Below are 22,589 nucleotides of genomic sequence, written 5' to 3'. Positions count from 1 at the left end.
GAAGGTCGAGATCATGGCAGTTGCGCCTCCAGTGGGCCGCCGAGGACTTTCAGGTACTCAAGAAGTGCCCAGCGTTCTTCGGGCTGCAATAGCCGACCAATCACGCCGTTACCACGTTCGCCGGCACGGAACTCATGGCCGCTGTTGTGGTTGCCTGTGATGCGCGTGTCGAACAGGAAGCCATTGGTAAACGCTTCGGTGCGATAACCCAGATGGCGCGGATCATATTCAAGGGTGCCTTTGAGGAAGGTTGTGGCGCGTTCATCCTGCGGCGACAGCAACTGATAAATGCTCGGCACCGAACCGTTGTGCAGAAACGGCGCCGTGGCCCAGATACCGGCCAGCGGACGGGCCTTGTAGGCGACTTTTTCGCGCACACCGATTGGCAGGCCGAAACCGTCCAGCTGTGGTTTCTCCTGCGGCGTGACGTTGGCCTCGCGGTAGGCGCGGTCTTCGACAAAAGCGGTGACGTAAGCCAGCCCCTTGGCCACTGACAACTGGCTCAGATCCAGAGGTTCCCTGGGCGTCGGATGCAGTTTGACGTCCATGGTTTCGAGTTCCTTCAGGTCCCATTGCAGGGCAGTCAGATCGAAACGGTGGCTGGCGATATTGTTGGCGGCGGTCGGGTCGGTGCCGATGACATCGACCGGCAGCATGTGCAAATGCTGCACCCAGCGTTCACCTTCCTGCGTCTGGCGCGGTACGTGACAACCGGCGCAATTCTCGGCAAACAGCGTGCGCCCCTTGGCTGCCAGTGATTTGTCGATGGCACCAAGCAGCTCCTCTGGCCAAACGGGCGGTTTGAGCTTTTGCAGGGTTTCTTCGATTTTGTGCAGATCACGCACGCGCACGCTGGAGGCATAGCGGGCTTCGCCTTGCAGTGGCTGGCCGTTGCCATCAAAAAAATTCAGGGTGGCGCCGACGCCCAACGCTTCGCCGATGTTGCGTGCCATCGGCTGCTGTGCGGAGCCGTTCCATTGCACCCAATCGAATGTCCACATGTCCCAGAGCTGCGGATAATCCACCGGGGCATTGGCCACGCGGTAGTTGGCGGGGGAAATCGCATCGCCAAACGTTGCATTGGCAATGCGTCCAAAGGCGTCGGCGCGGCCGGGACCTTCTTCGGTCGGATAGAGGCCGCGATGGGTATCGTTCCAGGCCACTTTAAGGAATGTGTTCAGTGAAGTTTTGAAGTCTTTGCGCAATTGCTCGTGGCGCGCGTTGTATTCGTCGCCCAGCACGGTTCTGGCAAAGCGTTCGAATTTCCATGGGTTGTAGTAAGTCGAGGTCAGACTTGCCACCAAAGCCTGTCCGAAACTTCCGCCCCGTAAAGTAGGAACACTGGAAGGCAACACATGTTGCGCGGTACCGCCGTCGATCCGTACGGCCTGGCCTTTGAAGCGCAATTCGCCGGTGTGGCAAGCGGCGCAAGTGATGTCCAGATATTGCTCGGAGCTGCCGGGATTCTGGTGCCGGGCAAAACCGACGGGGAGGTTACCCGGATTGTTCGCCGTGGCTTTCTGCTGCGGATCAATCAGAAAACCGAAACGCGCGAGGTAATCGGGTGAGGCGAAACGTCGCTCAGAGAAGGGCAGTTCCAACGCCTCGAACCACTCATAGCGCAGGCCTTTGACCTGCGTGCCCTGAGGCGTGAAATAGTAGGTTTGCCGCTCTTCGTCACTCCACTGATTGAGGTAATGCACCTGCTCGGCGGCGGTGTAGAAGGGCAATTTCGGGTTGGCAACGTAATACAGCACCACGGCGAGAACGAGTCCCAGCAGCACGACGATCAGGGTCAGCACACGGAATAGAAGGCGCAAGATAAACATCCTTGTCAAATTGTTCCGCTGTTATGCCTGAGCCTGCCAAATGCGGCAAGTGGCCATTACGCCAGATGATGCAAGGAGAAACGACGCTGATTGTCGGGACAAGATGACAGAAGCTTCATCGTCGCTTCGCCTCAATGCGTTTTAATCCCTGAACTTATCGGAAGTTTCCTGCTCTCATGCCGGTAGCCATTGGTCGTGGCGGCCTGATAAGCTCGCGGCTTTACTCGATTGCCCTTTCGGCGCATGAACAAGGAAATAGCATGAAACAGCATCGGTTGGCGGCGGCGGTTGCCCTGGTTGGCCTGGTCCTCGCGGGTTGTGATTCGCAGACCAGCGTAGAGCTGAAAACCCCGGCGCAAAAAGCTTCCTACGGTATCGGCCTGAACATGGGCAAGAGCCTGGCTCAGGAAGGCATGGATGATCTGGACTCCAAAGCGGTAGCCCAGGGCATCGAAGATGCCGTCGGCAAGAAAGAACAGAAGCTGAAAGACGAAGAACTGGTCGAAGCCTTCGCCGCGCTGCAAAAGCGTGCTGAAGAGCGTATGGCCAAGATGAGCGAAGAGTCGGCTGCGGCTGGCAAGAAGTTCCTCGAAGAAAACGGCAAGAAGGCGGGTGTAACCACCACCGCTTCCGGCCTGCAGTACGAAGTGGTCAAGAAAGCCGACGGTCCACAGCCTAAGCCGACTGACGTAGTGACTGTTCACTACACCGGTAAGCTGACCAACGGCACCGTATTCGACAGCTCCGTCGAGCGCGGCAGCCCGATTGATCTGCCGGTGAGCGGCGTGATTCCGGGTTGGGTTGAAGGTCTGCAACTGATGCACGTTGGCGAGAAGTACAAACTGTACATCCCTAGCGATCTGGCTTACGGCGCTCAGTCGCCAAGCCCGGCAATCCCGGCCAACTCGGTTCTGGTCTTCGACCTGGAACTGCTGGCCATCAAGGATCCAGCCAAAGAAGCTGCTGCTGCCAAGTAACTGGCAAAGGCTTCAACAACAACGCCTCGCTTATGCGGGGCGTTGTTGCATCTGGAGTCTGGCAAGGGTAAACAGAGCGAACCGATGGCGGTCGGGAGAGTCATAGCCAATGAGACTGTCATCGCTAGCCGCCCTGAGCAGCCAAGTCAATGAAATATTGGGGTTTTTTATGTGAGTAAAAAACGCCCGATCTGAGCGCAGCCCTTATGAAACGGGGCTTTCAGCGCTGAAATGCAGCTCTGTTCACAAGGTTATCCACAATTTGTGTGGATAACATTTCAACGGGAGGAATAGATGAAAGCTCCGTGGAATTTCGCTCGATTCCTGCCCTTGGCTGGCCGCCTGCTGGCACGCGGCCGCTTGCCGACCTTATTGTTTGCGGTCGCCAGCAAAGGCGCTGCACAGGGCAATCGCCTCGGTAAACTCAAGGACGATTTACGTTTACTCCAGGCTTTGTGCCTGGCCTATTGGCGCGGCGAGTATCGGGCCATCAGTGGCAAAGCGTTGATTTCGGTGGTTGCAGGGTTGATGTACTTCCTCAGCCCGGTGGATGCGATTCCGGATTTCATTCCCGTGTTCGGTATGCTCGACGACATCGCCGTCCTCGCCTGGCTGATGAAAACCCTCGACGATGAGCTCAATGCCTTCCGCCTCTGGCGCAACCGCCAGCAACCGGAAAAACTCGCGGTGGTCGAACGGTTGCCCGATACCCCTGAACAACTGCAACTTCAGGGGCCGAAAAAGCCCTGATTCATTAAGTCTTCCTGTAGATAGATACCCCCCGCGACCTTGGCCGCTGTTAGGATTACACTTCTAGGGAAAAGTGCCGACTCGCTAAGTGTTGTTGTCCTACGGGGTAGTCATGGATATTCAGATAATTGCACGCGATGGCGAACCCGAATACGCGGTTCTGCCGTGGGCTCAGTATCAGGCTCTACTAAAAGCAGCAGGCATCAATGAAACACCGTCGCGTCCGGCAGCCACGCCACTCGCGGCCTCACCAGACACGATTCTTCCAGGTCTGGATCAACTACGCAGTTTGCGCGAAGGGAAGGGCATCGCCATTGAGGCGCTGGCCCGCACGGTAGGCATCAGCCCGTCATATCTGGCCATGATCGAAAGTGGCGAGCGTCAGCCCGACGCCGCGATTCGCCGCAGCCTGGCCTGGGAATTGACGGTGCCAGGGTGGAGGGATGAATCGTGAGCGTACGCATCAGTCGTCAACATTGGGACGGATTGCTCGGGGAACTGGATCAGGCGCGCCGCCAGCGCCATCTGCTGACTTATCGGGCCTTGCTGGAGCGGTTGCAACTACCGACACCGGCGATGCAGACCCTGACCGCCGCACTCGAGCATCTGGCCGCGCTAGACGCGAAGGCCGAGCAACCCTTGCGCAGTTCGCTGGTGATCAGCCAGGGCGCGAGTCGCCTGCCACGCACCGGTTTCTTTGAATGTGTTGAACGTCTGGGGCGCTTTTCCGGGCCGTCCGATGGCGTTGCCGCCGCCTCTTGGCATGCTTCGGAAGTCGTCCGTGTTTTTGAGTACGAGTACCCGGAATCGGCGGAGGCCTGAGTGTTTTTACGACTCAAGGCGCGGGCCAGTTACTGGCTGGCTCGCAGGCTGTTTCACTGGTCATGGTTCGTTCGCCAGCCGCGTGGCTGGCGCTGGCTCGAAGGTCAGTTTGCGCGCATGGCCAACCTTGGCGATGTCGGTGCGCAGAGCTTCTATGGGCACATCCTGACCTTTCGCGGTGTCGGGCTGGGCGCGCGTGAAGAAGGTGTGCGCCTGTTGCGGTTGGCGGCACTTGCGGGTGATGGCAAAGCGGCTTATCAGGTCGGCGTGATCAGCCTGGCCGGGACTACGAGCAAACCGTCGGATCCGGTCGAAGCCGCACGCTGGTGGAACATAGCTGCCAAAGCCGGGCACCCATTGGCTGAACTCAAATTGAAAGAGCTGAGTACTCGCAACTCAACACTGTAAATCCAGTTATGTCTGCTCAAATAAACGCGGTGTGAGGCTTTCCTCACGCCGCGTTTGCTTTTTTGCGCGTTTGTTTATCCAGGAGCGATTTTTACAGACAAGTCCTACAGTCATCGCCTACTTGCCTGACTTCTTTCCTGATTGATCCCCCGCACAGTTCCCGCGCCTAATTTTTTGCGCGAGGGAACGCTCATGTTTGACCTGCTTATTCAGTCCACTTCGCCCACCCGCGTGCGCTGATGGAAGCCGTTACTCGCATCGAGCAAGCACTCGACAGCTTTCCCGCCTCCCTCAGCCTTTACCGCGAGCAGCTCAAGCATTGGGCCAGTCGAGGGGCGGACAAGGTTAGCCATGCTGCGGATTTGCCGTCGTTGATGGGTATGGAGCGGATCATTCGCTTCGGCTCCGATAGCACTGTCGTCAGCAGCGCCGACAACGCGTTTTTCTCCGGCGTCGTCCAGTGCCCGGAGAGCGGCCCGATGCTGATCGAAAGCAAATTCGAGTCGGTCTACGACATTCCCCTCGGCAACATCGCGGTCGATGTGATTGCCATGGACGGTGGCGAAACCACCCCCATCACTCTTGATGCGCAAGGCAAGGGCTCATTCAAAGGAATACCTGGCAAGTTCTACCGGGTGCAGGTGCACAGCGATGTCACTGAGAGTCAGGTCGAGGACCTGTTCAAAGCCTATGACGGCCTGACCGCTGAGCTGGATGGCTGGCTGCGCAGTGAATGGCAGGGTTTCAAGCCGCAGTGGTCGCAGTCGGTAGCGACGGCGGCGGGCAACGGCATGCTCGCCGGGAGCTGGGCGGCGATCGAGGGCGTGTGGGACAGCATTGGCCTGCTCTCGGACATTCTCAAGGATCCCGGGGCGTTCGCCGAGCGATTGGGTGAGGGCGCCACGCAGTTGATGGCGCTGGCAGCGAGCGCACCCGACGTCATGGAAAAGCTTCAATTGCTGGTCAGTGACGAAGCTGCACTGTGTTTATTGCTGCGCACTGCCAGCCTTTGGCTGGAGATGCTGCCGCCCAGTGAAATCGCCGGCAAAACCGCTGAAGCGGCATCAATGATGATGGTGCAGTTGCTCATCGATGTGCTGATCAGCGTCGTCTTGACGTTCGTCAGTGGTGGTGCAGGCATCGCATATCTGACGCTGCGTCTGGCGGATCGCGCCGTGCAATTGCTGTCGGCGGTGAAACGTTTGGTGAAGGCGATATTCGGCATCGTCGAGGGCTTCATCAAATACGTCGATCAATACAAAGCCGTTGCTGCCCGAGGCATCGCGGCGGGTGTGAAAAAGGGCCGAATGCAATTGCGCTGGGATGCGCAGCGCAACACCTTGCTGAAGAAAGACGAGCATCACGACGACTCGCCGGATCAGGCGAAAAACCCCAACGGTGACAGCGCCGATTGTGTGCCGCGTACCTGCACCAACGGTTGTCCCGTGTCGATGGTCACCGGCGAGGAACTGCTGACCCTGACCGATGCCATGCTCGATGGCGTGCTGCCGTTTGAGTTCACGCGGTTGTATCGCAGCAGTGCCGCCGAGATCGATGTCGGGCTGGGGTTTGGCTGGAGTCATTCGCTGGCGCATCGGCTGGAATTTTTCGCTGATGAGGTTGTTTGGGTCGATCACGAAAACCGGCGTACATGGTTTCCGTTGCCGAGCGTTGAACGACCGGCGATTCACAACAGCCTATCGCGGGCGGCGATTTTTCTGGGCGATGAGCCGGAAGAGCTGATCCTCGCACTGGCCGGGGAAACGGCGCGGTTTTATCACTTTCGCGCAGGACGGCTGACGGCGATCAGCGATGCCTATGGCAATCGTCTGACGGTGCAGCGCGATCGCTCTGACCGGGTGCAGCGCCTGGACAACGGCGCCGGGCGTTCGCTGCTGTTGCGCTATGACCGCGCGCAGTTGGTTGGTGTGGATTACCAGGTGTTTCGCGAAGGTGCCTGGAGCACCGAACAGGCGCTGGTCAGTTACCGCTACGACGCTTACCAGCATCTGATCGAAGCGACCAACGCCGTCGGTGACAGCGAGCGTTACGACTACGACGACGCCCACGTGATTCTGCAGCGGCAACTGGCTGGGGGCGCGAGTTTCTTCTGGGAGTGGGAACGTTCGGGCAAGGCTTCTCGCTGTGTCAGGCATTGGGCCTCGTTTTCGCAGATGGACACGCGCTACGTCTGGGACGACGACGGCAGTGTCGCGGTGCATTACGTCGATGGCACCGAAGAAACGTACGTCCACGACGAGCGTGCGCGGCTGGTGCGTAAAGTCTCGGCGGATGGTGGCGAGCAGCTCAAGGCCTATGACTCCTCGGGGCGCTTGATCGCCGAGCAGGATGCCTTAGGCGCCGTCACCGAATATCGCTACAACGAGGTCGGACGGCTGATTGCGCTGATTCCTCCGGATGACGCGCCCACGTCCTACGAGTATCGCAACGGTTTCTTGCATCGGCGTTCGCGCGGCGATGCGGTGTGGATCTATCGGCGCAATGCCGAAGGCGATGTCACCGAAGCGGTCGACCCCGATGGTCAGGTCACCCATTACTACTACGACACCCGGGGCCAGGTGCTGTCGATCCGCTACCCGGACAGCAGTCGCCATCGCTTGGTCTGGAACAACCTCGGCCAGTTGACCGAAGAGACCCTGCCCGACGGTGGCGTGCGGCGTTTTTCCTACGATGCACTGGGGCGGCGGACCACCACCGCCGACGAACACGGTGCGGTTACCCGTCAGCATTGGGACGCCGTTGGCCGACTGATTCAGACGACTTTTCCTACCGGTAGCACCCGCGCCTACAGCTACGGCGCCTACGGTCAGGTCACTGCCGAGCGCGATGAACTCGGGCGCATCACCCGTTATGAGTATGACGACGACCTGCACCTGGTCTCGCGCCGGATCAACCCCGACGGCACACGGGTGCAGTACCGCTACGACCATGCGCAACTGCTGCTCACCGAGATCGAAAACGAGTCCGGGGAAAAATACCGGCTCGATTACACGCCGACCGGGCTGATTCGCCAGGAAAGCGGTTTTGATGGCCGGCGCACGGCGTATGCCTATGACCTCAACGGCCATCTGCTGGAGAAAACCGAGTTCGGCGATGACGGCTCTTGTCTGCTCACCGCTTATGAGCGCGATGCCGCTGGCCGGCTGTTAGTCAAAACCCTGCCCGATGGGATCAAGGTCACCTACCAATACGACCGTCTCGGCCGTTTGATTGGGGTCGACGACGGCCAGCAACACCCGCTGGCCTTTGAATACGACCGCCAGGACCGCTTGATCACCGAGCATCAGGGCTGGGGCACTCTGCGTTACCGCTACGACGCCTGCGGTCAGCTCAAGCGCCTACGTCTACCGGACAACAGCGTGCTCGATTACCGCCACGCCAAGGGCGGCGCGCTGACCGACATCGACCTCAACGGCACGCCGTTGACCCGTCACGTCTATCAGTCCGGACGTGAACGGCAACGCCAGCAGGGCCTGCTGCTCAGCGAATATACCTACGACGATCAGGGACGATTACTCGCCCACGCCGTAGGTCATCAACGCGATGCGCTGTACCGCCGCGATTATGCCTACAACGCCAACGGCAATCTCGCGCACATTGCCGACAGCCGCCACGGCCAGCGCACCTACGGCTACGACGCCCTCGACCGCCTCATTCGCGTACGTCACTCACGCGACGAACTGCCGGAATCCTTCGCCCACGACCCGGCCGGCAACCTGCTGATGCAGGACCGCCCCGGCCCGAGTCAGATCAAAGGCAACCGCCTGCTGATGCAGGGCGACCGCCACTATGACTACGACGCCTTCGGCAACCTGATCCGCGAACGTCGCGGCCGCGCGCAAACTCTCGTCACTGCATACCGCTACGACAGCCAGCACCGCCTGATCGGCCTGACCCGCCCCGACGGCCAGACCGCCAGTTACCGCTACGACGCCTTCGGCCGACGCATCCGCAAAACCGTCGGCGACGCCACCACCGAATTCTTCTGGCAAGGCGACCACCTCGTCGCCGAAAGCAGCGAACACGAATACCGCAGCTACGTCTACGAACCCGGCACCTTCCGCCCGCTCGCGCTGCTCGACGGCAAAGGCCCGAAAAAGGCCTGCCCGTTCTACTACCAACTCGATCATCTCGGCACCCCGCAGGAACTCACCGACTACAGCGGCGACATCGTCTGGTCCGCGCAATACGACGCCTACGGCAAAGTCGCCACGCTGACCCTGGCCGGCGACGACTACCTGAATCAGCCGCTGCGCTTTCAGGGGCAGTATTTCGACGGGGAAAGCGGCCTGCATTACAACCGGCACCGGTATTACGACCCGCGGCTGGGACGGTATCTGACGCCGGATCCGATCAAGTTGGCGGGTGGGCTGAATCAGTACCAGTACGTGCCGAATCCGACGGGGTGGGTGGATCCGTTGGGGTTGAGCTCTAACTGCCCGCCGCCGAATAAGCCGGGGTGTGAGGTGCCGGGTGGGATTGGTGGGGCTAAGGTTGATGAAGGTGAGCCAGCGCTGCCGAAGATGACGGCGCAGGAGCGGAGGGCAAGGATTGATGAGTTGGCGGAGGAAAATGCGAAACGTGAAGTTTTGAAACTGGAGAAAAAGTACAAAATGCACACCGTCGCTAAACACAACCCGGAGATACCAGACAAGGCGTTAAAACAGAGATCTATCGACGGTAGTCATCCGACAAAAAAAGGGGTGAAAGAAGGTGTTAATTCTAGCTCGCAGTTTAAGAGTTGGTTGCTTCAGCTTCATGCGATAAATGATGCTATTTCTAGAATGAGTAGAACGCCTCCCGCGCCTACCGGATTTACCAAGAAAGGCGATCCGGTTGTAAGAAAGGAAATGCCAAATGGTGGTAGGGGGTATAAGCCGAACAAAAAAGATAAACAAAATCCAAAATATGTGGATGAGTTAAATGTTTCAGAGGTGCGGTTTTCTAGTCAAGATATTAAAAAACCATACACGGCATTCCCAGATTAGGATCGTTACTATGTTAAAGTGGCCGGAGTTTGATCTTCCATTTGTTCCTCAGCTCTCATATTGGTTAGGGGGGATAGAGGTCTATGATCGGGAAGAAACCTTAGGCGTTTTGCTATCAGCCTATGATCCAAATAATTTGTCTGATAGAGAGATTGTGATAAAGGAATTTATTCTTATTAATTTTCCTAGTTTTACATATAAGCATAAATTTTTGATGGTTAAGGTTCTCGAGGATGCCTTGAACTCACCCGAGCATGATTTTACTAGGCAGTTTGAGGACGACTATGAATCAAATACCTGCGTTGCATGGAATGAAACGATGGTGAATGATGCACGAGGATTTTTTGAAGATATATATAGATTAGCCAACGAGTGCTGGAGTGAAGACTTAGAAAAGGCAAGGGTGGAAGATCTGTCGACTTGGTAATTATTGACGAGTCCTAAATCTCCATGGTTGCCTCTTCGCGAGCAAATTTGCTTCCACAGGTATTTGTTTCGTCTGGGGAAATTAACGTTGGCCGATCAGCTGCGATTGATGGATGTCGGTAGCAGTGAGACTATCAATCACATGCACGCTATACCCCGGAACATTCTTCGCATGATGCTTCGCCTGGGAAGCCATTTCCGCGAGTTGACTGGCGTCGAGTTGTGCGCAGGCCTCGGGGTGTAGGTGCACCACTCCAATGGACAGCGACAACAGCGGAAACTCCTGCCGCACCCCTTGGCGATTCGGCGCAATAAAACATCCCGCCTCAAGGTGTTCGGGGCGATAGAAACGTCGGCATTGGCTCTGAAAGTCATCAAGCAGTTGATTGAGGCGTTTGCGCCAGTCTTCCGGGCCGAGAACGAGGAGGAAGTCATCGCCGCCGATATGGCCAACGAAGTCACGGGTCGGGTCCACCCGCTCGTTGAGGCATTGCGCCAGGCACAGAAGGACTTCGTCGCCGCGACCATAGCCGTAGATGTCATTGAAGGGTTTGAAACTGTCGATGTCGACGTAGCAGATGACGGATTCACGCCCCTGTTGCAGCAGGCGAGTCAGGCACTGCTGAATCGGCACATTACCCGGCAGCAAAGTCAGAGGGTTTGCATAACGAGCCTGCTGGATCTTCAGCTCGGTGATCAGCTTGAGCACATCGATCACCCGGCCGAGGCCCAAGTAGCTGCCGTTAAGAGTAATGATGAAGTCCTCTTCGATGCGCTGGCGGGCACGGCTGGTGATCAGGCGGCTGACCTGTTGCAGCGACTGACTCATTTCCACGGCGAGGAAATCGTCGTTCATCAGGCGGCTGATCGGTTTGCGTGCGAACAGGTCGGTGGCGAAGGGTTTGAGCAGGGCATCCGACAACGAGTGGCGGTGGACGATGCCGCAGGGTTGGCCTTGTTCGTCGAGTACTGCCAGTGAGTTGAGGTTGGCCTGGCGGCGAAAGGCTTCGAGCACGGTGGCGGTCGGTGTGTCGCGGGGTACGGCTGGCTGGTCGTTGAGCAGGGCACTTAGGTCGCTGCCTTCGTCGTTCAGCGCAACGCTGCTGCTGTCGTGTTTGGGCATCAAGGCGCGGGCATCGCGCGGAGGGTGTTCCTGAGGGCGGCCGAGCAAGTAACCCTGCACCAGATCGACGCCCATTTCAGTCAGCACCGCGAGTTCTTCTGGCAACTCGATGCCTTCGGCAATGACTTGTGCGCGTGAGGCTTTGGCGATTTGCAGGATCGAGCCGACAAACTCGCGCTTCAGCGCATCCTGATGAATGCCGTCGATGAAGTGTCGGTCGATCTTCACGTAGTCCGGGCGCAGTTCTGACCATAACCGCAGGCTCGAATAACCGGCCCCCAGATCATCCAGCGCAATGGAAAAACCCATCGCTCGATAGTGATGCAAGGCGGTTTGCAGCAACTGAAAATCGTCGATCGGTGTTTGTTCAGTCAGTTCGATGACCACCTGACTCGGCGGAATGCCGAAATCCTGCAGCAACTGCAACGTGCGCCCCGGTTGGTGCGCGGCTTCAAGCAGGGATTCCGGTGAGACGTTGAGAAACAGTTTGCCCGGCAGTTGCTGCTCGTTGAAGCGACGGCAGGCGCTTTGCCGACAGGCGATTTCCAGCTCGCTCAAACGCCCGGCCTGACGCGCCACGGCGAACAGCGCGATCGGCGAGTGAAGAGGACTGTTGGAAGGGCCGCGCGTAAGGGCTTCGTAGCCGAGAATGCGCCGTTCGGAGAGAGAGATGATTGGTTGGAACAGGCTGTGTAAACCGCTTTGAGTCAGGATCGAGCTCAAGGCACTCAGCTGTTCGGTCGTGGTCATGGCAATCTCTGGCGATAAAAAAAGGACTGGGAGCGTTCTCAATGAAGAGAGTGGCTCCCAGTCCTTTATTGCACGACAGAATGATGACTGTTTGATGACGATCCGGGGATCGTCAGCACTAAATTGCCATCATCTTACTTCTTGGCCACCTGATTACTCAGCTTCAGGTAATCCAGCAGCACGCGCCCGGTTTCGCTCAGGTAGGCATCGTCTTCTGGTTTGACCTTGTCCGGGTCGGCAGCCGCGAGGGCGTCTTCGTCTTCTTTCTTCAGCTCTTTAAGCGGCTCTTCGCCTTTGGCTTTGCGACGGATGTTTTCCATCGTCAGTTGCTTGGCGTCGATGTCGTTGTGCTGGGCACGGCGCTCGGCTTCGTTGAGGCTGACGGTTTTTTCTTCCATCAGTTTCTGCGCCAGAGCCAGCTTGTCACGGATGAACACGAACTCGGCATCCTTGGCGGTGCGCGTGTCATGCTCGGACTTGAGCTGAGCCAGGAACGGCTTGAACGGATCGGCTGCCGGTTTGATTGCCGCGCGGATGGTGTCCCATGGCATGGCTTCCGGCAGTGCGCTCTCGCCGATTTCCTTGGTGTCGATCAGCGACGGATAGTCGATGTCCGGCAGCACGCCCTGATGCTGGGTGCTCTGCCCGGAGACACGGTAGAACTTGGCCAGGGTCAGTTTCAGTTCGCCATGGTTGAGCGGCTGAATGGTCTGCACCGTGCCTTTACCGAAGGTCTGGCCACCGATGATCAACGCGCGGTGATAGTCCTGCATGGCGCCGGCGAAAATCTCCGAAGCCGAGGCGGACAAGCGGTTGACCAAGAGTGCCATCGGACCTTTGTAGAACGCGCCCGGGTTTTCGTCTTCGAGTACGTCGACACGGCCATCGGCATTACGCACGAGTACGGTCGGGCCTTTGTCGATGAACAGACTGGTCAGCTCGGTGGCTTCCTGCAGGGAACCGCCGCCATTGTTGCGCAGGTCGATGACCACGCCGTCGACTTTGTCTTTCTGCAACTCGGTGAGCAGTTTCTTGACGTCACGGGTGGTGCTCTTGTAGTCCGGATCACCGGCACGGAACGCCTTGAAGTCGAGGTAGAAGGCTGGAATCTCGATCACACCGAGTTTGTAGTCCTTGCCGTCCTGTTTCAGGTTGAGCACGGACTTCTTCACGGCCTGGTCTTCGAGCTTCACCGCTTCACGGGTGATCGGCACGATCTTGGTGGTCTGGTCATTCGGCGCATTGCTCGCCGGAATCACTTCCAGACGTACCACGGTGCCTTTCGGTCCACGGATCAGTTTGACCACTTCGTCGAGACGCCAGCCGACCACGTCGACCATTTCCTTGTTGCCTTGGGCAACGCCGATGATCTTGTCGGCCGGTGCGACCTGTTTGGTCTTGTCGGCCGGGCCTGCCGGCACCAGACGCACGACTTTCACCTGGTCGTTGTCGCTCTGCAACACGGCACCGATGCCCTCAAGGGACAGGCTCATGTTGATGTCGAAGTTTTCCGCGTTATCCGGCGACAGATAGTTGGTGTGCGGATCGTAAGACATGGCGAAGGTGTTGATGTACGCCTGGAAGATGTCTTCCGGACGGGTCTGGTCCAGGCGCGCCAACTGGTTCTTGTAGCGCTTGGTCAGGGTTTCCTGGATCTGCTTCGGCTCTTTGCCGGCGATCTTCATCCGCAGCACTTCGTCCTTGACGCGTTTGCGCCACAGGTCGTCGAGTTCAGCGGTGGATTTGAGCCAAGGAGCGTCCTTGCGATCGATCAGCAAGGTTTCCCTGGTGGTGAAGTCCATCTTGTCGACGCCTTTGTTCAGCTCGGCAAGGGCGAAGTCCAGACGCGACTTGACGCGGTCCAGATAGCGCTTGTAGATGGTGAACCCGGCGTTGAGGTCGCCGCTTTTGAGGAAGTCGTCGAACTGGGTCTTCCACTTGTCGAATTCGCTGATGTCGCTGGCCATGAAGTAGCTGCGCGACGGATCCAGCAGCTTGAGGTAGCTGTCGTAGATGATCACCGAGCGCGCATCGTCGAGCGGCGGCTTGCTGTAGTGGTGACGCTTGAGCAACTCGACGACGTTCAGGCTGGCGATGACTTCATCGCGATCAGGCTGCAATTTGTCCCAGCTGTTGGCTGCGAATGTATTGCCCGACACCGGCAACAAACCGATACCGATGAAAAGAGCGAGGGCGGTGCTGGGGAGCAAATGCTTCATGCTGATTCGACGCGGGGACAATTGATAACGCATATTAGGCCGTCTTTGAAGTCGCCGGTTCTACGAGAGCCGGTCGCATAATGCAAAAAGCCCGGCGCTACAGCTTCGGGCTCAGTCCAGACTCACTATGGAGGCACTGTGAAGGCATTGCAAGGCGTTGACGGTCAAGTGGCATGGGTTGAGGAGCCGAGTCCTACGTGCGATGTAGGACAAGTCCGCATTCGAGTGGCGGCAGCCGGCCTCAATCGCGCCGATTTATTACAGAAAGCAGGGCTCTATCCGCCACCACCAGGGGCCAGCCAGGTACTCGGTCTTGAGTGTTCCGGGGTGATCAGCGAGGTCGGCGCGGGCAGTGCCTGGCAAGTTGGCGATCGGGTTTGCGCCTTACTGGCCGGGGGGGGCATGGCCGAGGAGGTGGTCGTCGACGGGCGGCACGTGCTGCCGGTTCCCGAAGGCGTCTCGCTGATTGAGGCCGCGGCATTGCCCGAGGTTTATGCAACAGTCTGGCTGAATGTGTTTCAACTTGCGGCGCTCACACCGGGTGAGAAAATTCTCTTGCACGCCGGCGCAAGTGGAATCGGTTCAGCCGCCATTCAGTTGTGCAAGGCGTTTGGCAATCCCTGCTGGGTCAGCGTCGGTTCGGCCGAGCGTCTGGCTTATTGCGAGGCGCTGGGCGCGCAGGGCGGAGTGGTGCGCACCGATGATCTGGAGAGCCTGCGTGATTTCGGACCGTTCAATGTCATTCTCGACCCGGTCGGCGGTAGTTATTCGGCGTTGAACCTCAAGCTGATGGCGCTGGATGGGCGTTGGGTGTTGATCGGTTTGATGGGCGGCCGTGAGGCCAAACTGGATCTGGCGCAGGTGTTGGCCAAGCGTGTGCAACTGCTGGGCTCGACGTTGCGCAGTCGTGACGATCAGTTCAAGGCGGATCTGTTGAGTGATCTGGGTCAGCAGGTGTGGCCGCTGTTTGCTGAAGGGCGGTTGAGTCCGCAGTTGGCCAAGGCGTTTGCGGTGAAGGATGCCGAGGCGGCGTTTGCCGAGTTGGCGAGTAATACCGTTTCTGGAAAATTGGTATTGGTGATTGACGAAAGTCTGAGCTGATTTGCAGGAGAAGCCCCTCTCCCAAAGGGAGAGGGGACTGACCGGGTTGTTCTGCCGGGCTACATCGACCTGATGCATCGGGTCGAACTCAGGTTTGGGATGTCAGCCTGTCTGCAATTGCAGATTAAATCTTTGTCATTTCCAGAGGTGGATTGGCCAGTTGGCCTTTTCGGCGTGTTCCAGCAGCACTGGGTCCGGATTCACCACGTGTGGGAAATCCACCTTCAGTAACAGCGGCAAATCATTGCGCGAGTCGGAATAGAAGCTCGCACCCTCCAGGTTTTCCTCTTCAGCATCCAGCCATTCCAGCAAACGGGTGATCTTGCCTTCGCGGTAGGTCAGGGTGCCAACGGTGTGGCCGCTGTAAACACCATGCGCGACTTCCAGTTCGATGCCGAGAATTTCATCGATGCCCAGTCGATCGGCAATCGGTTTGACCAGGTGCGTGCCTGACGCCGAGATCACCAGAATGCGATCGCCGGCCTTGCGATGGGCGGCGATGGTCTTGGTGGCATCGCTGAAGATGATCGGTTCAATGAAGTCTTCCACCCACGGGCCTACCAGATGTTCGACTTCTTCCGGCGTGCGGCCGATCAGCGGTTCGAGGCTGAATTCCATGTAGTCTTCCATGCGCAATTTGCCATGGCTGTAGGCGTCCATCAGCTCGTTGTTCTTGCGCATGAACGACTCGGGATCGACCCAGCCCAAGCGCCCCATCTGTTCGCTCCAGAGGGTGGCGCAGTCGCCGTGGATCAACGTTTCGTCCAGATCAAAAATTGCCAAAGCCATCGGTTCTCTCCGAGAACAGCTGCGAGCTACAAGCGTCGAGCTGCAAGAATTGAAATCAGTTACGCCGCAGTCTACAACTTGAAGCTTGTAGCTCGAAGCTTGCAGCTGCTTTTAAGCTACTTCACACAGGGCCGTCGGATCGATGGAAAGCGCCAGACGCTGACCGTCGGGATGCAGATCGGCGGCCGAGCGGTTGAGCACATCCACCACCAGTTCCACGCCGCGGGCTTCGATGCGATAGCGGATCACGTTGCCAAGCAGGCTGTGGCTACGGATCTGCGCGTCGAGTTCGCCTTCGAGGCTCAGTTCGATGGCTTCCGGGCGAATGGCGATGCGGTGGTTGATCGGGCGCTGCAGCAGCTTCGAGGCGTCGTCGGCATCGAGCAGGTTGTAGTTGCCGATGAAGCCGGCGGCAAATACATCGACGGGGGCGGTGTAGAGGGTTTCGGCATCGCCGCTTTGTACGATTTTTCCCTGATTCATCAGGAAAATCCGATCAGACATGGTCAGCGCTTCCTCCTGATCGTGGGTGACGAAAATCGTCGTCAGGCCGAGTTCGCGCTGAATCTGACGGATCTGTTCACGCAAGTGTTTACGAATTCGTGCATCAAGAGCCGACAGCGGCTCATCCAGCAGCAGCAAACGCGGGCGCGTCACCAGCGAACGGGCGAGGGCCACGCGTTGGCATTGGCCTCCGGATAGCTGATGTGGGTAGCGGCCGGCGAAGTCGTTTAGTTCCACCAGCTTCAACACCTCGGAAACGCGTTTATGACTGTCATCGGCGTTGACCTTCTGCATGCGCAAACCGAAGGCAACGTTCTGCTCGACGGTCATGTTGGGGAACAGCGCGTAGCTCTGGAACACCATGCCGATCCCGCGTTTCTGCGGACTCAACGGCACGATATCGACGCCATCCAGCAGGATCTTGCCGCCATCCACCGGCGTCAGTCCGGCGATGCAACGCAGCAGGGTCGACTTGCCGCAGCCGGACGGGCCGAGCAGGGTGACGAACTCGCCTTTGTTGATCTCGCAGTTGATGTCGCTGAACACGGTCGTGCCCGCGTAATTTTTTTGCAGGTGTTGGACGCTGACATAGCTCATTCGCTTTTGTCCTTGTTCAAGATGTTGGCGATCCAGGTCAGGACCAGCACGAAAAAGAAATACGAAATGACCAGCGCGCTGGTGAAGTGGCCGCTGCTGTTGCGCATGTTGTTCAGGTACACCTGCAGGGTTTCGTAACGGGTGCCGACCAGAATATTGGCGAAGACGAACTCACCAAACAGGAACGAGAACGACAGCAGCAAGGCGACCATCAGGCCTTTGCGCAGGTTCGGCAGCACCACCAGAAACGCCGCCTGAAAGGTGCTGGCGCCGAGCAGTTGCGCGGCGTCCATCAGGTCGCGCAGGTTGATCGCCTGCAGGTTGTTGGTGATTGCCCGGTACATGAACGGCAACGCCACGGTGAAGTAGCAACCGATCAGGATCCACGGCGTGCCAACCATCGCCATCGGCCCGGAACCGTAAAGCTGCAACAGACCCACCGACGACACCACTGGCGGCACCGCGAAGGGCAGCAGGATGAGGATGTTCATCAGCGCATCGAGTTTCGGGAAGTGGTAATGCACGACGAACAGCAGCGGCAGGATCAGCACCACCGACAGTACCAGCGCACCGACGCACACCAGCAATGACTGACCGAAGGCGTGCAGGAAACGCGGATCGCTCCACAACTGGATGTACCACTTGAAGGTGAAACCGCTGGGCAGAATAGTCGCCGACCAACTGCTGGCGATCGAGTAGACCAGCGTGCCCGCCAGCGGCAGCAAGAGGATCGCGAACAACAGATAAACCACGACGCGGTGGTAGAGGCCGGCCGGGCCGGATTCAGCGCGAGACATGGTAGCTCCTCTTCAACAGCAGTTGATGCACGACGGTGACGATGGTCATCAGCGCCACCAGCACCACGGCCAGAGCACTGGCCAGATTCGGATCGAGGGAAATGTCGCCGGAGACCATCGCCGCGATACGGATCGGCAGGACGTTGAAGTTGCCCGTCGTCAATGCATACACCGTGGCGTACGCACCGAGGGCGTTGGCCAGCAGGATCACGAATGTACCGAGCAGCGCCGGGGTCAGCACCGGCAAACCGATATGTCGCCAGAATTGCCAGCCGTTGGCGCCAAGCAGTGCAGCAGACTCGCGCCAGTCTTCACGCAGCGCGTCGAAGGCTGGGTAAAGCAGCAACACGCCGAGAGGAATCTGGAAGTATGTGTAGAGGATGATCAACCCGGTTTTCGAGTACAGGTTGAAGTCCTGAATGATCCCCGACTGCTTGAGCATGATGGTGATGCTGCCGTTGAAACCGAGCAGGATGATGAACGCGAACGCCAGCGGTACACCGGCGAAGTTGCTGGTCATGTTGGCGAAAGCGTTCACGAAGTTGCGCAGTTTCGAGTCGACCCGACGTAGCGAATACGCGCCGAGTACGGCGATGATGATGCCGAACACGCTCGACCAGAAACTGATCTCCAGGCTGTACTGGATCGCCTGCAGGTAGAACTTCGAGCTGAAGATTTTCGTGAAGTTTTCGATGCCCCAACCGAACTCTTCCGATTGCAGGCTATTGATCATCACCCAGACCAGCGGGGCAATTTCGAAGACGATAAAGAACACTGCGAAGGGCACCAGGCACAACGCCGCCAGCCATTTGCCGCGAGTCATTGAGTTCACTTGAGCAGCTCCCGGCACACAGGTTTGTCGTGGGGTACGCCGAGCAGTTCGCAGACCGTGCCGCAGATTTCCGTCTGCTTCGGTGCAGCATCAGAGTTGAGGCTGAACGCGTCACCGAGGACGAACAGTGGCACCTGGCGTTCTTCCGGCAACAGGCCGTTGTGCGAGCGGTCGTTGTTCATGCCGTGGTCAGCGGTCACCAACACTTGATAGCCGGCGTCGAGCCAGCTCTGCAGATAGTCGGCGAGGATGATGTCGGCGAAGCGCGCGCTGTTGCGGTATTGCGAAGAGTCGAGGCCGTGCTTGTGTCCGGCGTCGTCGATGTTCATCGGGTGGATCAGCAGGAAGTTCGGATCGTGGCGCAGGCGCAGGTTTTCGGCGTCGGCGAACAGGTGCGAATCCGGGTAGTGATCGCTCCAGTAGAAATGCCCGTGCTGGATCGGCAGCGACAGATTGTCGGTGTGGCGGTCGCGGGCTGCCACGAACGGCGAACGGTTGTACAACTCGCTGACCCAGTGATAGGCCGCCGCAGCGGTTTTCAAACCGGCGTCGCGAGCGTAGTGATAAATGCTGCGCTGGTTGGACAAGCGCGAAACATTGTTGTGGACGATGCCGCTGTCGATCGGCGGTACGCCGGTGAGGATACATTCATAAAGCGGTCGGGACAGGGCCGGCAGTTCGCACTCCAATTGGTAGAGTGCGGCGCGTCCTGCGCCAACATACGCCTGCAGATGCCCCATGGCGTGACGCGCGACCTCGTAGTTGAGGCCGTCGAGCACGACAAGGATGACGTTGTGCTTCATAGGGGCAAAAACTCCGCGAAAACAGGAAATTTCAGATTCAGCCGAGATCCCCTGTAGGAGTGAGCCTGCTCGCGATAGCTGTTGAACATTCAACGACAATGTTGACTGAATTACCGCTATCGCGAGCAGGCTCACTCCTACATGGGGATTTGTTTCAGATCACACAGTAGTGATCAGCCGGTTTACTTCATCTCGACGATGACTTCTTCGTTCCACTGCTGTGGCAGGGCCTTGGAAGTCTTTTCCCACGCATCGGCGTCTTTGATCGGAGTGACCTTTTTGTACTGCTCGTTCGGCAGCAGCTTGGCCTTCACGTCTTCCGGCAGTTGCAGGTGTTCGGCGCGGATCGGGCGGGCGTTGCCGCGGGCGAGGTTGGTCTGGCCGGCATCGCTGAAGATGTATTCGCGGGTCAGCTTGGCGGCGTTCGGGTTTTTCGCGTATTTGTTGATGATCGTGGTGTAGCCGGAAATCACCGAACCGTCGGACGGGATCAGCACCACGTAATCATCCGGGTTGGCCATCTTGGCTTTGTAGCTGAGGCCGTTGAAGTCCCAGACCACGCCGACTTCGATCTCGCCTTTTTCCATGGTGGCGATGGTCGGGTTGGCCATCGACAGGCGACCTTGCTTGGCGATGTCGGCGAACAGCAGCAGGGCCGGCTTGATGTTTTTCTCGTCGCCACCGTTGGCCAGGGCTGCGGCCAGTACGCCGTTGGCGGCTTGGGCGGCGGTGCTCACGTCACCGATGGAAACCTTGTATTTGCCGCCCTTGAGGTCAGCCCATTTGGTCGGTACTTCGGAGCCGTGCAGGAGTTTTTTGTTGACGATGAAGGCGATGGTGCCGGTGTAGGCCAGTGCCCAGTTGCCGTCCTTGTCCTTGGCCCAGTCCGGGACTTGATCCCAGGTGCTTGGCTTGTACGGTTGCACCACGCCTTGCTTGACCGCGATCGGGCCGAACGCGGCACCGACGTCGCCGATGTCGGCGCTGGCATTGTCTTTCTCGGCGGCGAACTTGGCGATTTCCTGGGCGGAACTCATGTCGGTATCGATGTGTTTCAGGCCGTAGGTCTTGGCCAGGTCTTCCCAGGTGCCTTTCCAGTTGGCCCAGTCATCGGGCATGCCGACGCTGTTGACGGCGCCTTCCGCTTTCGCAGCGGCTTCGAGGGTTTTCAGATCGGTGCCGGCCGCCATGGCGGAGGTGCACATTGCAATGGTCGAGCCTAACAGTGTTGCCAGGAAAAGCTGTTTCATTCCGAAGCTCCTTGGTCGTGTTCAACGCTGCGTTTGCGGTGTGTGTTGGTCTAGGTCAGCAATACCTGAGCCAATCTAAGGGGGCTGGATGACACTTTGATGTCTGCTGGCCGTCGGCAGGCGTTTTTTCTGCCCGGTATCGGCGGGTCCCAGATAAGCGTAGACCATGCCCAAAGGCCCGAAGAGCAAGGGACTTGGCCGATGTATTGCAAGTCGTGAAGACGACCGTTCGGTAGTTTTGTCATCTCTCGGTCATCTGCACTGCCTAGGCTTGCATCATCAGGAAACGGCTCGATTGCCGTGCGGTTTTGCCCCGAAACAGTGCTGGTCTAGTCCAGATAGGTAACGTTGATGCGCGATGAGGCAACAAAAGCGGTGACAGCGATTGGCCAGGTGTTGCAAGAGCAACTCGACCACGGGTTGCTGGCGGCGGGCAGCAAGTTGCCGGCCGAGCGCAAGCTCAGTGAGTTGTTCGGTACGACGCGGATTACCGTGCGTGAGGCGTTGTTGCAATTGGAGGCGCAGGGGCAGATTTATCGCGAGGAGCGCCGTGGCTGGTTCGTTTCTCCGCCGCGTCTGGCCTATAACCTGATGCAGCGCAGTCACTTCCACGCGATGGTCTGTGCGCAGGGGCGGGTGCCGTCGACCGAGGTGATTTCGGCGCGGTTGCAGCCGGCGTCGGCGGCGGTTTGTGCCTGGTTGCAGTTGCCGGCGTTGTCGAGCGTGATTCAGATTTGCCGGTCACGGCGCATTGATGGGCGGTTGGTGTTGTATGTGGAGCACTATTTGAATCCGCAGTTTTTTCCGGGGATTCTTGAGTTTGATTTGAATCAGTCGATGACCGAGTTGTATGCGCGGCATTACGATTTGCACTATGGGCGGGTGCGGTTTGAGATCGTGCCTACGTCGTTGTCGGTGGATGCGGCGGCGGCTTTACGGGTGTCGGTGGGGAGTCCGGGGTTGCGGATTGCTCGGGTCAATTACGATCAGCATGAGCGGTTGATTGATTGTGATCTGGAGTTTTGGCGGCATGATGCGATTCACGTTGGGGTTGATGTTGTTTGAGCTTTGACCTTGACCTTGGCGGCCTGTGGGCCGGCCAGGTTCTTGGGGTTTTGAGTGTATATCCGTTGCTTCGGGTGCTGCCGCTGACGGTTTCGCTCTTACAGCGACTCACTTTTCCAGACGCCGAAAAGTAAGCAAAAGGCTGGGCCCCGGCGTTCGGCCCGCTCGCTGGAGCTCGGGGTTCCTTCGTTCCGGGATCGATCCGGGGGCATCGCTTCCGGTTTGCTTCGCTGCACCTACTTTCGATGTGTTCGACTTCGTCGAACGGCGCTGCGCGCCCACCCCCGGATAGACCCCTCCACTCAGCCTGCCGAAGGGGCCGGCACGACAAGATCAAGAGCGGTACTCGAGCTTGCGCTCATTGTGTTGAGTGGTGAGAAGCCGAAGCGATTTTACCGGTTGGACTCAATCCCTGACTTGCCAGCGATGGCGGCCTGACAGCCGACCTGTTCCTGCGGATGTACTCAATCCCTTGTAGGAGTGAGCCTGCTCGCGATGGCGGCCTGACAGCTGCCCCATTTCTGGCAGGCTGCACATG

Annotated in this window: 18 protein-coding genes; 9 read left to right on the top strand and 9 right to left on the bottom strand. The window is 58.3% G+C overall.

The genetic code is table 11. The features are described from left to right. Positions 1 to 11 precede the first annotated feature (11 nt). The gene (locus tag ACOYXE_RS13950; protein ID WP_460929666.1) at positions 12 to 1,820 is read right to left on the bottom strand and encodes a di-heme-cytochrome C peroxidase; all 1,809 of its coding nucleotides are present in this window, start codon (positions 1,818 to 1,820) and stop codon (positions 12 to 14) included. A 269-nt stretch (positions 1,821 to 2,089) separates the two neighbouring features. Here ACOYXE_RS13950 and ACOYXE_RS13945 point away from each other — a divergent pair, with 269 nt between their 5' ends. From ACOYXE_RS13945 to ACOYXE_RS13915, 7 genes are all read left to right on the top strand, one after another. Continuing rightward, positions 2,090 to 2,806 carry an FKBP-type peptidyl-prolyl cis-trans isomerase gene (locus ACOYXE_RS13945; RefSeq protein WP_034156206.1) on the top strand — a complete coding sequence of 239 codons (717 nt, stop codon included), beginning with the start codon at positions 2,090 to 2,092 and terminating at the stop codon, positions 2,804 to 2,806. Between the two features lie 294 nt (positions 2,807 to 3,100). Beyond that, entirely contained in the window at positions 3,101 to 3,556 is a 456-nt protein-coding gene (locus ACOYXE_RS13940; RefSeq protein WP_160056950.1) for a YkvA family protein, read from the top strand. A gap of 112 nt (positions 3,557 to 3,668) precedes the next feature. Further along, complete coding sequence (locus ACOYXE_RS13935; protein WP_134175112.1) at positions 3,669 to 4,010, top strand: helix-turn-helix domain-containing protein; 342 nt, start codon at positions 3,669 to 3,671, stop codon at positions 4,008 to 4,010. After that, positions 4,007 to 4,378: a hypothetical protein gene (locus tag ACOYXE_RS13930; RefSeq protein WP_003223109.1), complete on the top strand. Its 372-nt coding sequence runs from the start codon at positions 4,007 to 4,009 to the stop codon at positions 4,376 to 4,378. The genes ACOYXE_RS13935 and ACOYXE_RS13930 overlap by 4 nt, the downstream gene beginning before the upstream one ends. Continuing rightward, complete coding sequence (locus tag ACOYXE_RS13925) at positions 4,379 to 4,786, top strand: tetratricopeptide repeat protein (protein WP_160056952.1); 408 nt, start codon at positions 4,379 to 4,381, stop codon at positions 4,784 to 4,786. 239 nt (positions 4,787 to 5,025) lie between these two features. Next, the gene (locus ACOYXE_RS13920; RefSeq protein WP_460929662.1) at positions 5,026 to 9,795 is read left to right on the top strand and encodes an RHS repeat-associated core domain-containing protein; all 4,770 of its coding nucleotides are present in this window, start codon (positions 5,026 to 5,028) and stop codon (positions 9,793 to 9,795) included. A 10-nt stretch (positions 9,796 to 9,805) separates the two neighbouring features. Beyond that, a complete protein-coding gene (locus ACOYXE_RS13915; RefSeq protein ID WP_160056956.1) occupies positions 9,806 to 10,222 on the top strand; it encodes a hypothetical protein in 417 nt (138 codons plus the stop codon). Positions 10,223 to 10,303: 81 nt separating this feature from the next. Here the strand turns inward: ACOYXE_RS13915 and ACOYXE_RS13910 are convergent, their stop codons facing one another. Beyond that, a complete protein-coding gene (locus ACOYXE_RS13910) occupies positions 10,304 to 12,094 on the bottom strand; it encodes a bifunctional diguanylate cyclase/phosphodiesterase (RefSeq protein WP_460929660.1) in 1,791 nt (596 codons plus the stop codon). Between the two features lie 134 nt (positions 12,095 to 12,228). Next, positions 12,229 to 14,313 carry a carboxy terminal-processing peptidase gene (locus ACOYXE_RS13905; protein WP_174244439.1) on the bottom strand — a complete coding sequence of 695 codons (2,085 nt, stop codon included), beginning with the start codon at positions 14,311 to 14,313 and terminating at the stop codon, positions 12,229 to 12,231. Between the two features lie 138 nt (positions 14,314 to 14,451). Between ACOYXE_RS13905 and ACOYXE_RS13900 the strand changes: the two genes are divergently transcribed. Next, a complete protein-coding gene (locus ACOYXE_RS13900) occupies positions 14,452 to 15,414 on the top strand; it encodes a zinc-binding dehydrogenase (protein ID WP_460929657.1) in 963 nt (320 codons plus the stop codon). A 135-nt stretch (positions 15,415 to 15,549) separates the two neighbouring features. Here the strand turns inward: ACOYXE_RS13900 and ACOYXE_RS13895 are convergent, their stop codons facing one another. The 6 genes from ACOYXE_RS13895 to ACOYXE_RS13870 form a co-directional block, all read right to left on the bottom strand. Continuing rightward, positions 15,550 to 16,203, bottom strand: a complete 654-nt coding sequence (locus ACOYXE_RS13895; protein ID WP_460410306.1) for an HAD family hydrolase — start codon at positions 16,201 to 16,203, stop codon at positions 15,550 to 15,552. A gap of 111 nt (positions 16,204 to 16,314) precedes the next feature. After that, complete coding sequence (locus ACOYXE_RS13890) at positions 16,315 to 17,304, bottom strand: ABC transporter ATP-binding protein (protein ID WP_160056962.1); 990 nt, start codon at positions 17,302 to 17,304, stop codon at positions 16,315 to 16,317. Next, a complete protein-coding gene (locus ACOYXE_RS13885) occupies positions 17,301 to 18,101 on the bottom strand; it encodes an ABC transporter permease (protein WP_034156555.1) in 801 nt (266 codons plus the stop codon). Before ACOYXE_RS13885 ends, ACOYXE_RS13890 begins: the two co-directional genes overlap by 4 nt. Then, positions 18,088 to 18,924, bottom strand: a complete 837-nt coding sequence (locus ACOYXE_RS13880; RefSeq protein WP_460929829.1) for an ABC transporter permease — start codon at positions 18,922 to 18,924, stop codon at positions 18,088 to 18,090. Before ACOYXE_RS13880 ends, ACOYXE_RS13885 begins: the two co-directional genes overlap by 14 nt. A 5-nt stretch (positions 18,925 to 18,929) precedes the next feature. Then, the gene (locus tag ACOYXE_RS13875) at positions 18,930 to 19,736 is read right to left on the bottom strand and encodes an alkaline phosphatase family protein (protein ID WP_460929654.1); all 807 of its coding nucleotides are present in this window, start codon (positions 19,734 to 19,736) and stop codon (positions 18,930 to 18,932) included. Positions 19,737 to 19,918: 182 nt separating this feature from the next. After that, positions 19,919 to 20,986, bottom strand: a complete 1,068-nt coding sequence (locus tag ACOYXE_RS13870) for an ABC transporter substrate-binding protein (protein ID WP_077571761.1) — start codon at positions 20,984 to 20,986, stop codon at positions 19,919 to 19,921. Positions 20,987 to 21,337: 351 nt separating this feature from the next. On the opposite strand from ACOYXE_RS13870, the gene ACOYXE_RS13865 reads away from it, so the two are divergent. Further along, the gene (locus ACOYXE_RS13865; protein WP_405122050.1) at positions 21,338 to 22,051 is read left to right on the top strand and encodes a UTRA domain-containing protein; all 714 of its coding nucleotides are present in this window, start codon (positions 21,338 to 21,340) and stop codon (positions 22,049 to 22,051) included. The last annotated feature ends 538 nt before the right edge of the window (positions 22,052 to 22,589 follow it).

The sequence above is a fragment of the Pseudomonas sp. MC6 genome, assembly GCF_054790575.1.
Note: the sequence above shows the minus strand (reverse complement) of the source record. Positions and strands in the feature narration are given on the sequence as shown.

Bases quoted from the DNA above. Each gene is read 5' to 3' on its own strand.
- ACOYXE_RS13895 (WP_460410306.1), bottom strand. From the start codon at position 16,203: ATGGCTTTGGCAATTTTTGATCTGGACGAAACGTTGATCCACGGCGAC.
- ACOYXE_RS13885 (WP_034156555.1), bottom strand. From the start codon at position 18,101: ATGTCTCGCGCTGAATCCGGCCCGGCCGGCCTCTACCACCGCGTCGTG.
- ACOYXE_RS13915 (WP_160056956.1), top strand. From the start codon at position 9,806: ATGTTAAAGTGGCCGGAGTTTGATCTTCCATTTGTTCCTCAGCTCTCA.
- ACOYXE_RS13940 (WP_160056950.1), top strand. From the start codon at position 3,101: ATGAAAGCTCCGTGGAATTTCGCTCGATTCCTGCCCTTGGCTGGCCGC.
- ACOYXE_RS13880 (WP_460929829.1), bottom strand. From the start codon at position 18,924: ATGACTCGCGGCAAATGGCTGGCGGCGTTGTGCCTGGTGCCCTTCGCA.
- ACOYXE_RS13890 (WP_160056962.1), bottom strand. From the start codon at position 17,304: ATGAGCTATGTCAGCGTCCAACACCTGCAAAAAAATTACGCGGGCACG.
- ACOYXE_RS13870 (WP_077571761.1), bottom strand. From the start codon at position 20,986: ATGAAACAGCTTTTCCTGGCAACACTGTTAGGCTCGACCATTGCAATG.
- ACOYXE_RS13905 (WP_174244439.1), bottom strand. From the start codon at position 14,313: ATGAAGCATTTGCTCCCCAGCACCGCCCTCGCTCTTTTCATCGGTATC.
- ACOYXE_RS13875 (WP_460929654.1), bottom strand. From the start codon at position 19,736: ATGAAGCACAACGTCATCCTTGTCGTGCTCGACGGCCTCAACTACGAG.
- ACOYXE_RS13945 (WP_034156206.1), top strand. From the start codon at position 2,090: ATGAAACAGCATCGGTTGGCGGCGGCGGTTGCCCTGGTTGGCCTGGTC.
- ACOYXE_RS13935 (WP_134175112.1), top strand. From the start codon at position 3,669: ATGGATATTCAGATAATTGCACGCGATGGCGAACCCGAATACGCGGTT.
- ACOYXE_RS13920 (WP_460929662.1), top strand. From the start codon at position 5,026: ATGGAAGCCGTTACTCGCATCGAGCAAGCACTCGACAGCTTTCCCGCC.
- ACOYXE_RS13865 (WP_405122050.1), top strand. From the start codon at position 21,338: ATGCGCGATGAGGCAACAAAAGCGGTGACAGCGATTGGCCAGGTGTTG.
- ACOYXE_RS13910 (WP_460929660.1), bottom strand. From the start codon at position 12,094: ATGACCACGACCGAACAGCTGAGTGCCTTGAGCTCGATCCTGACTCAA.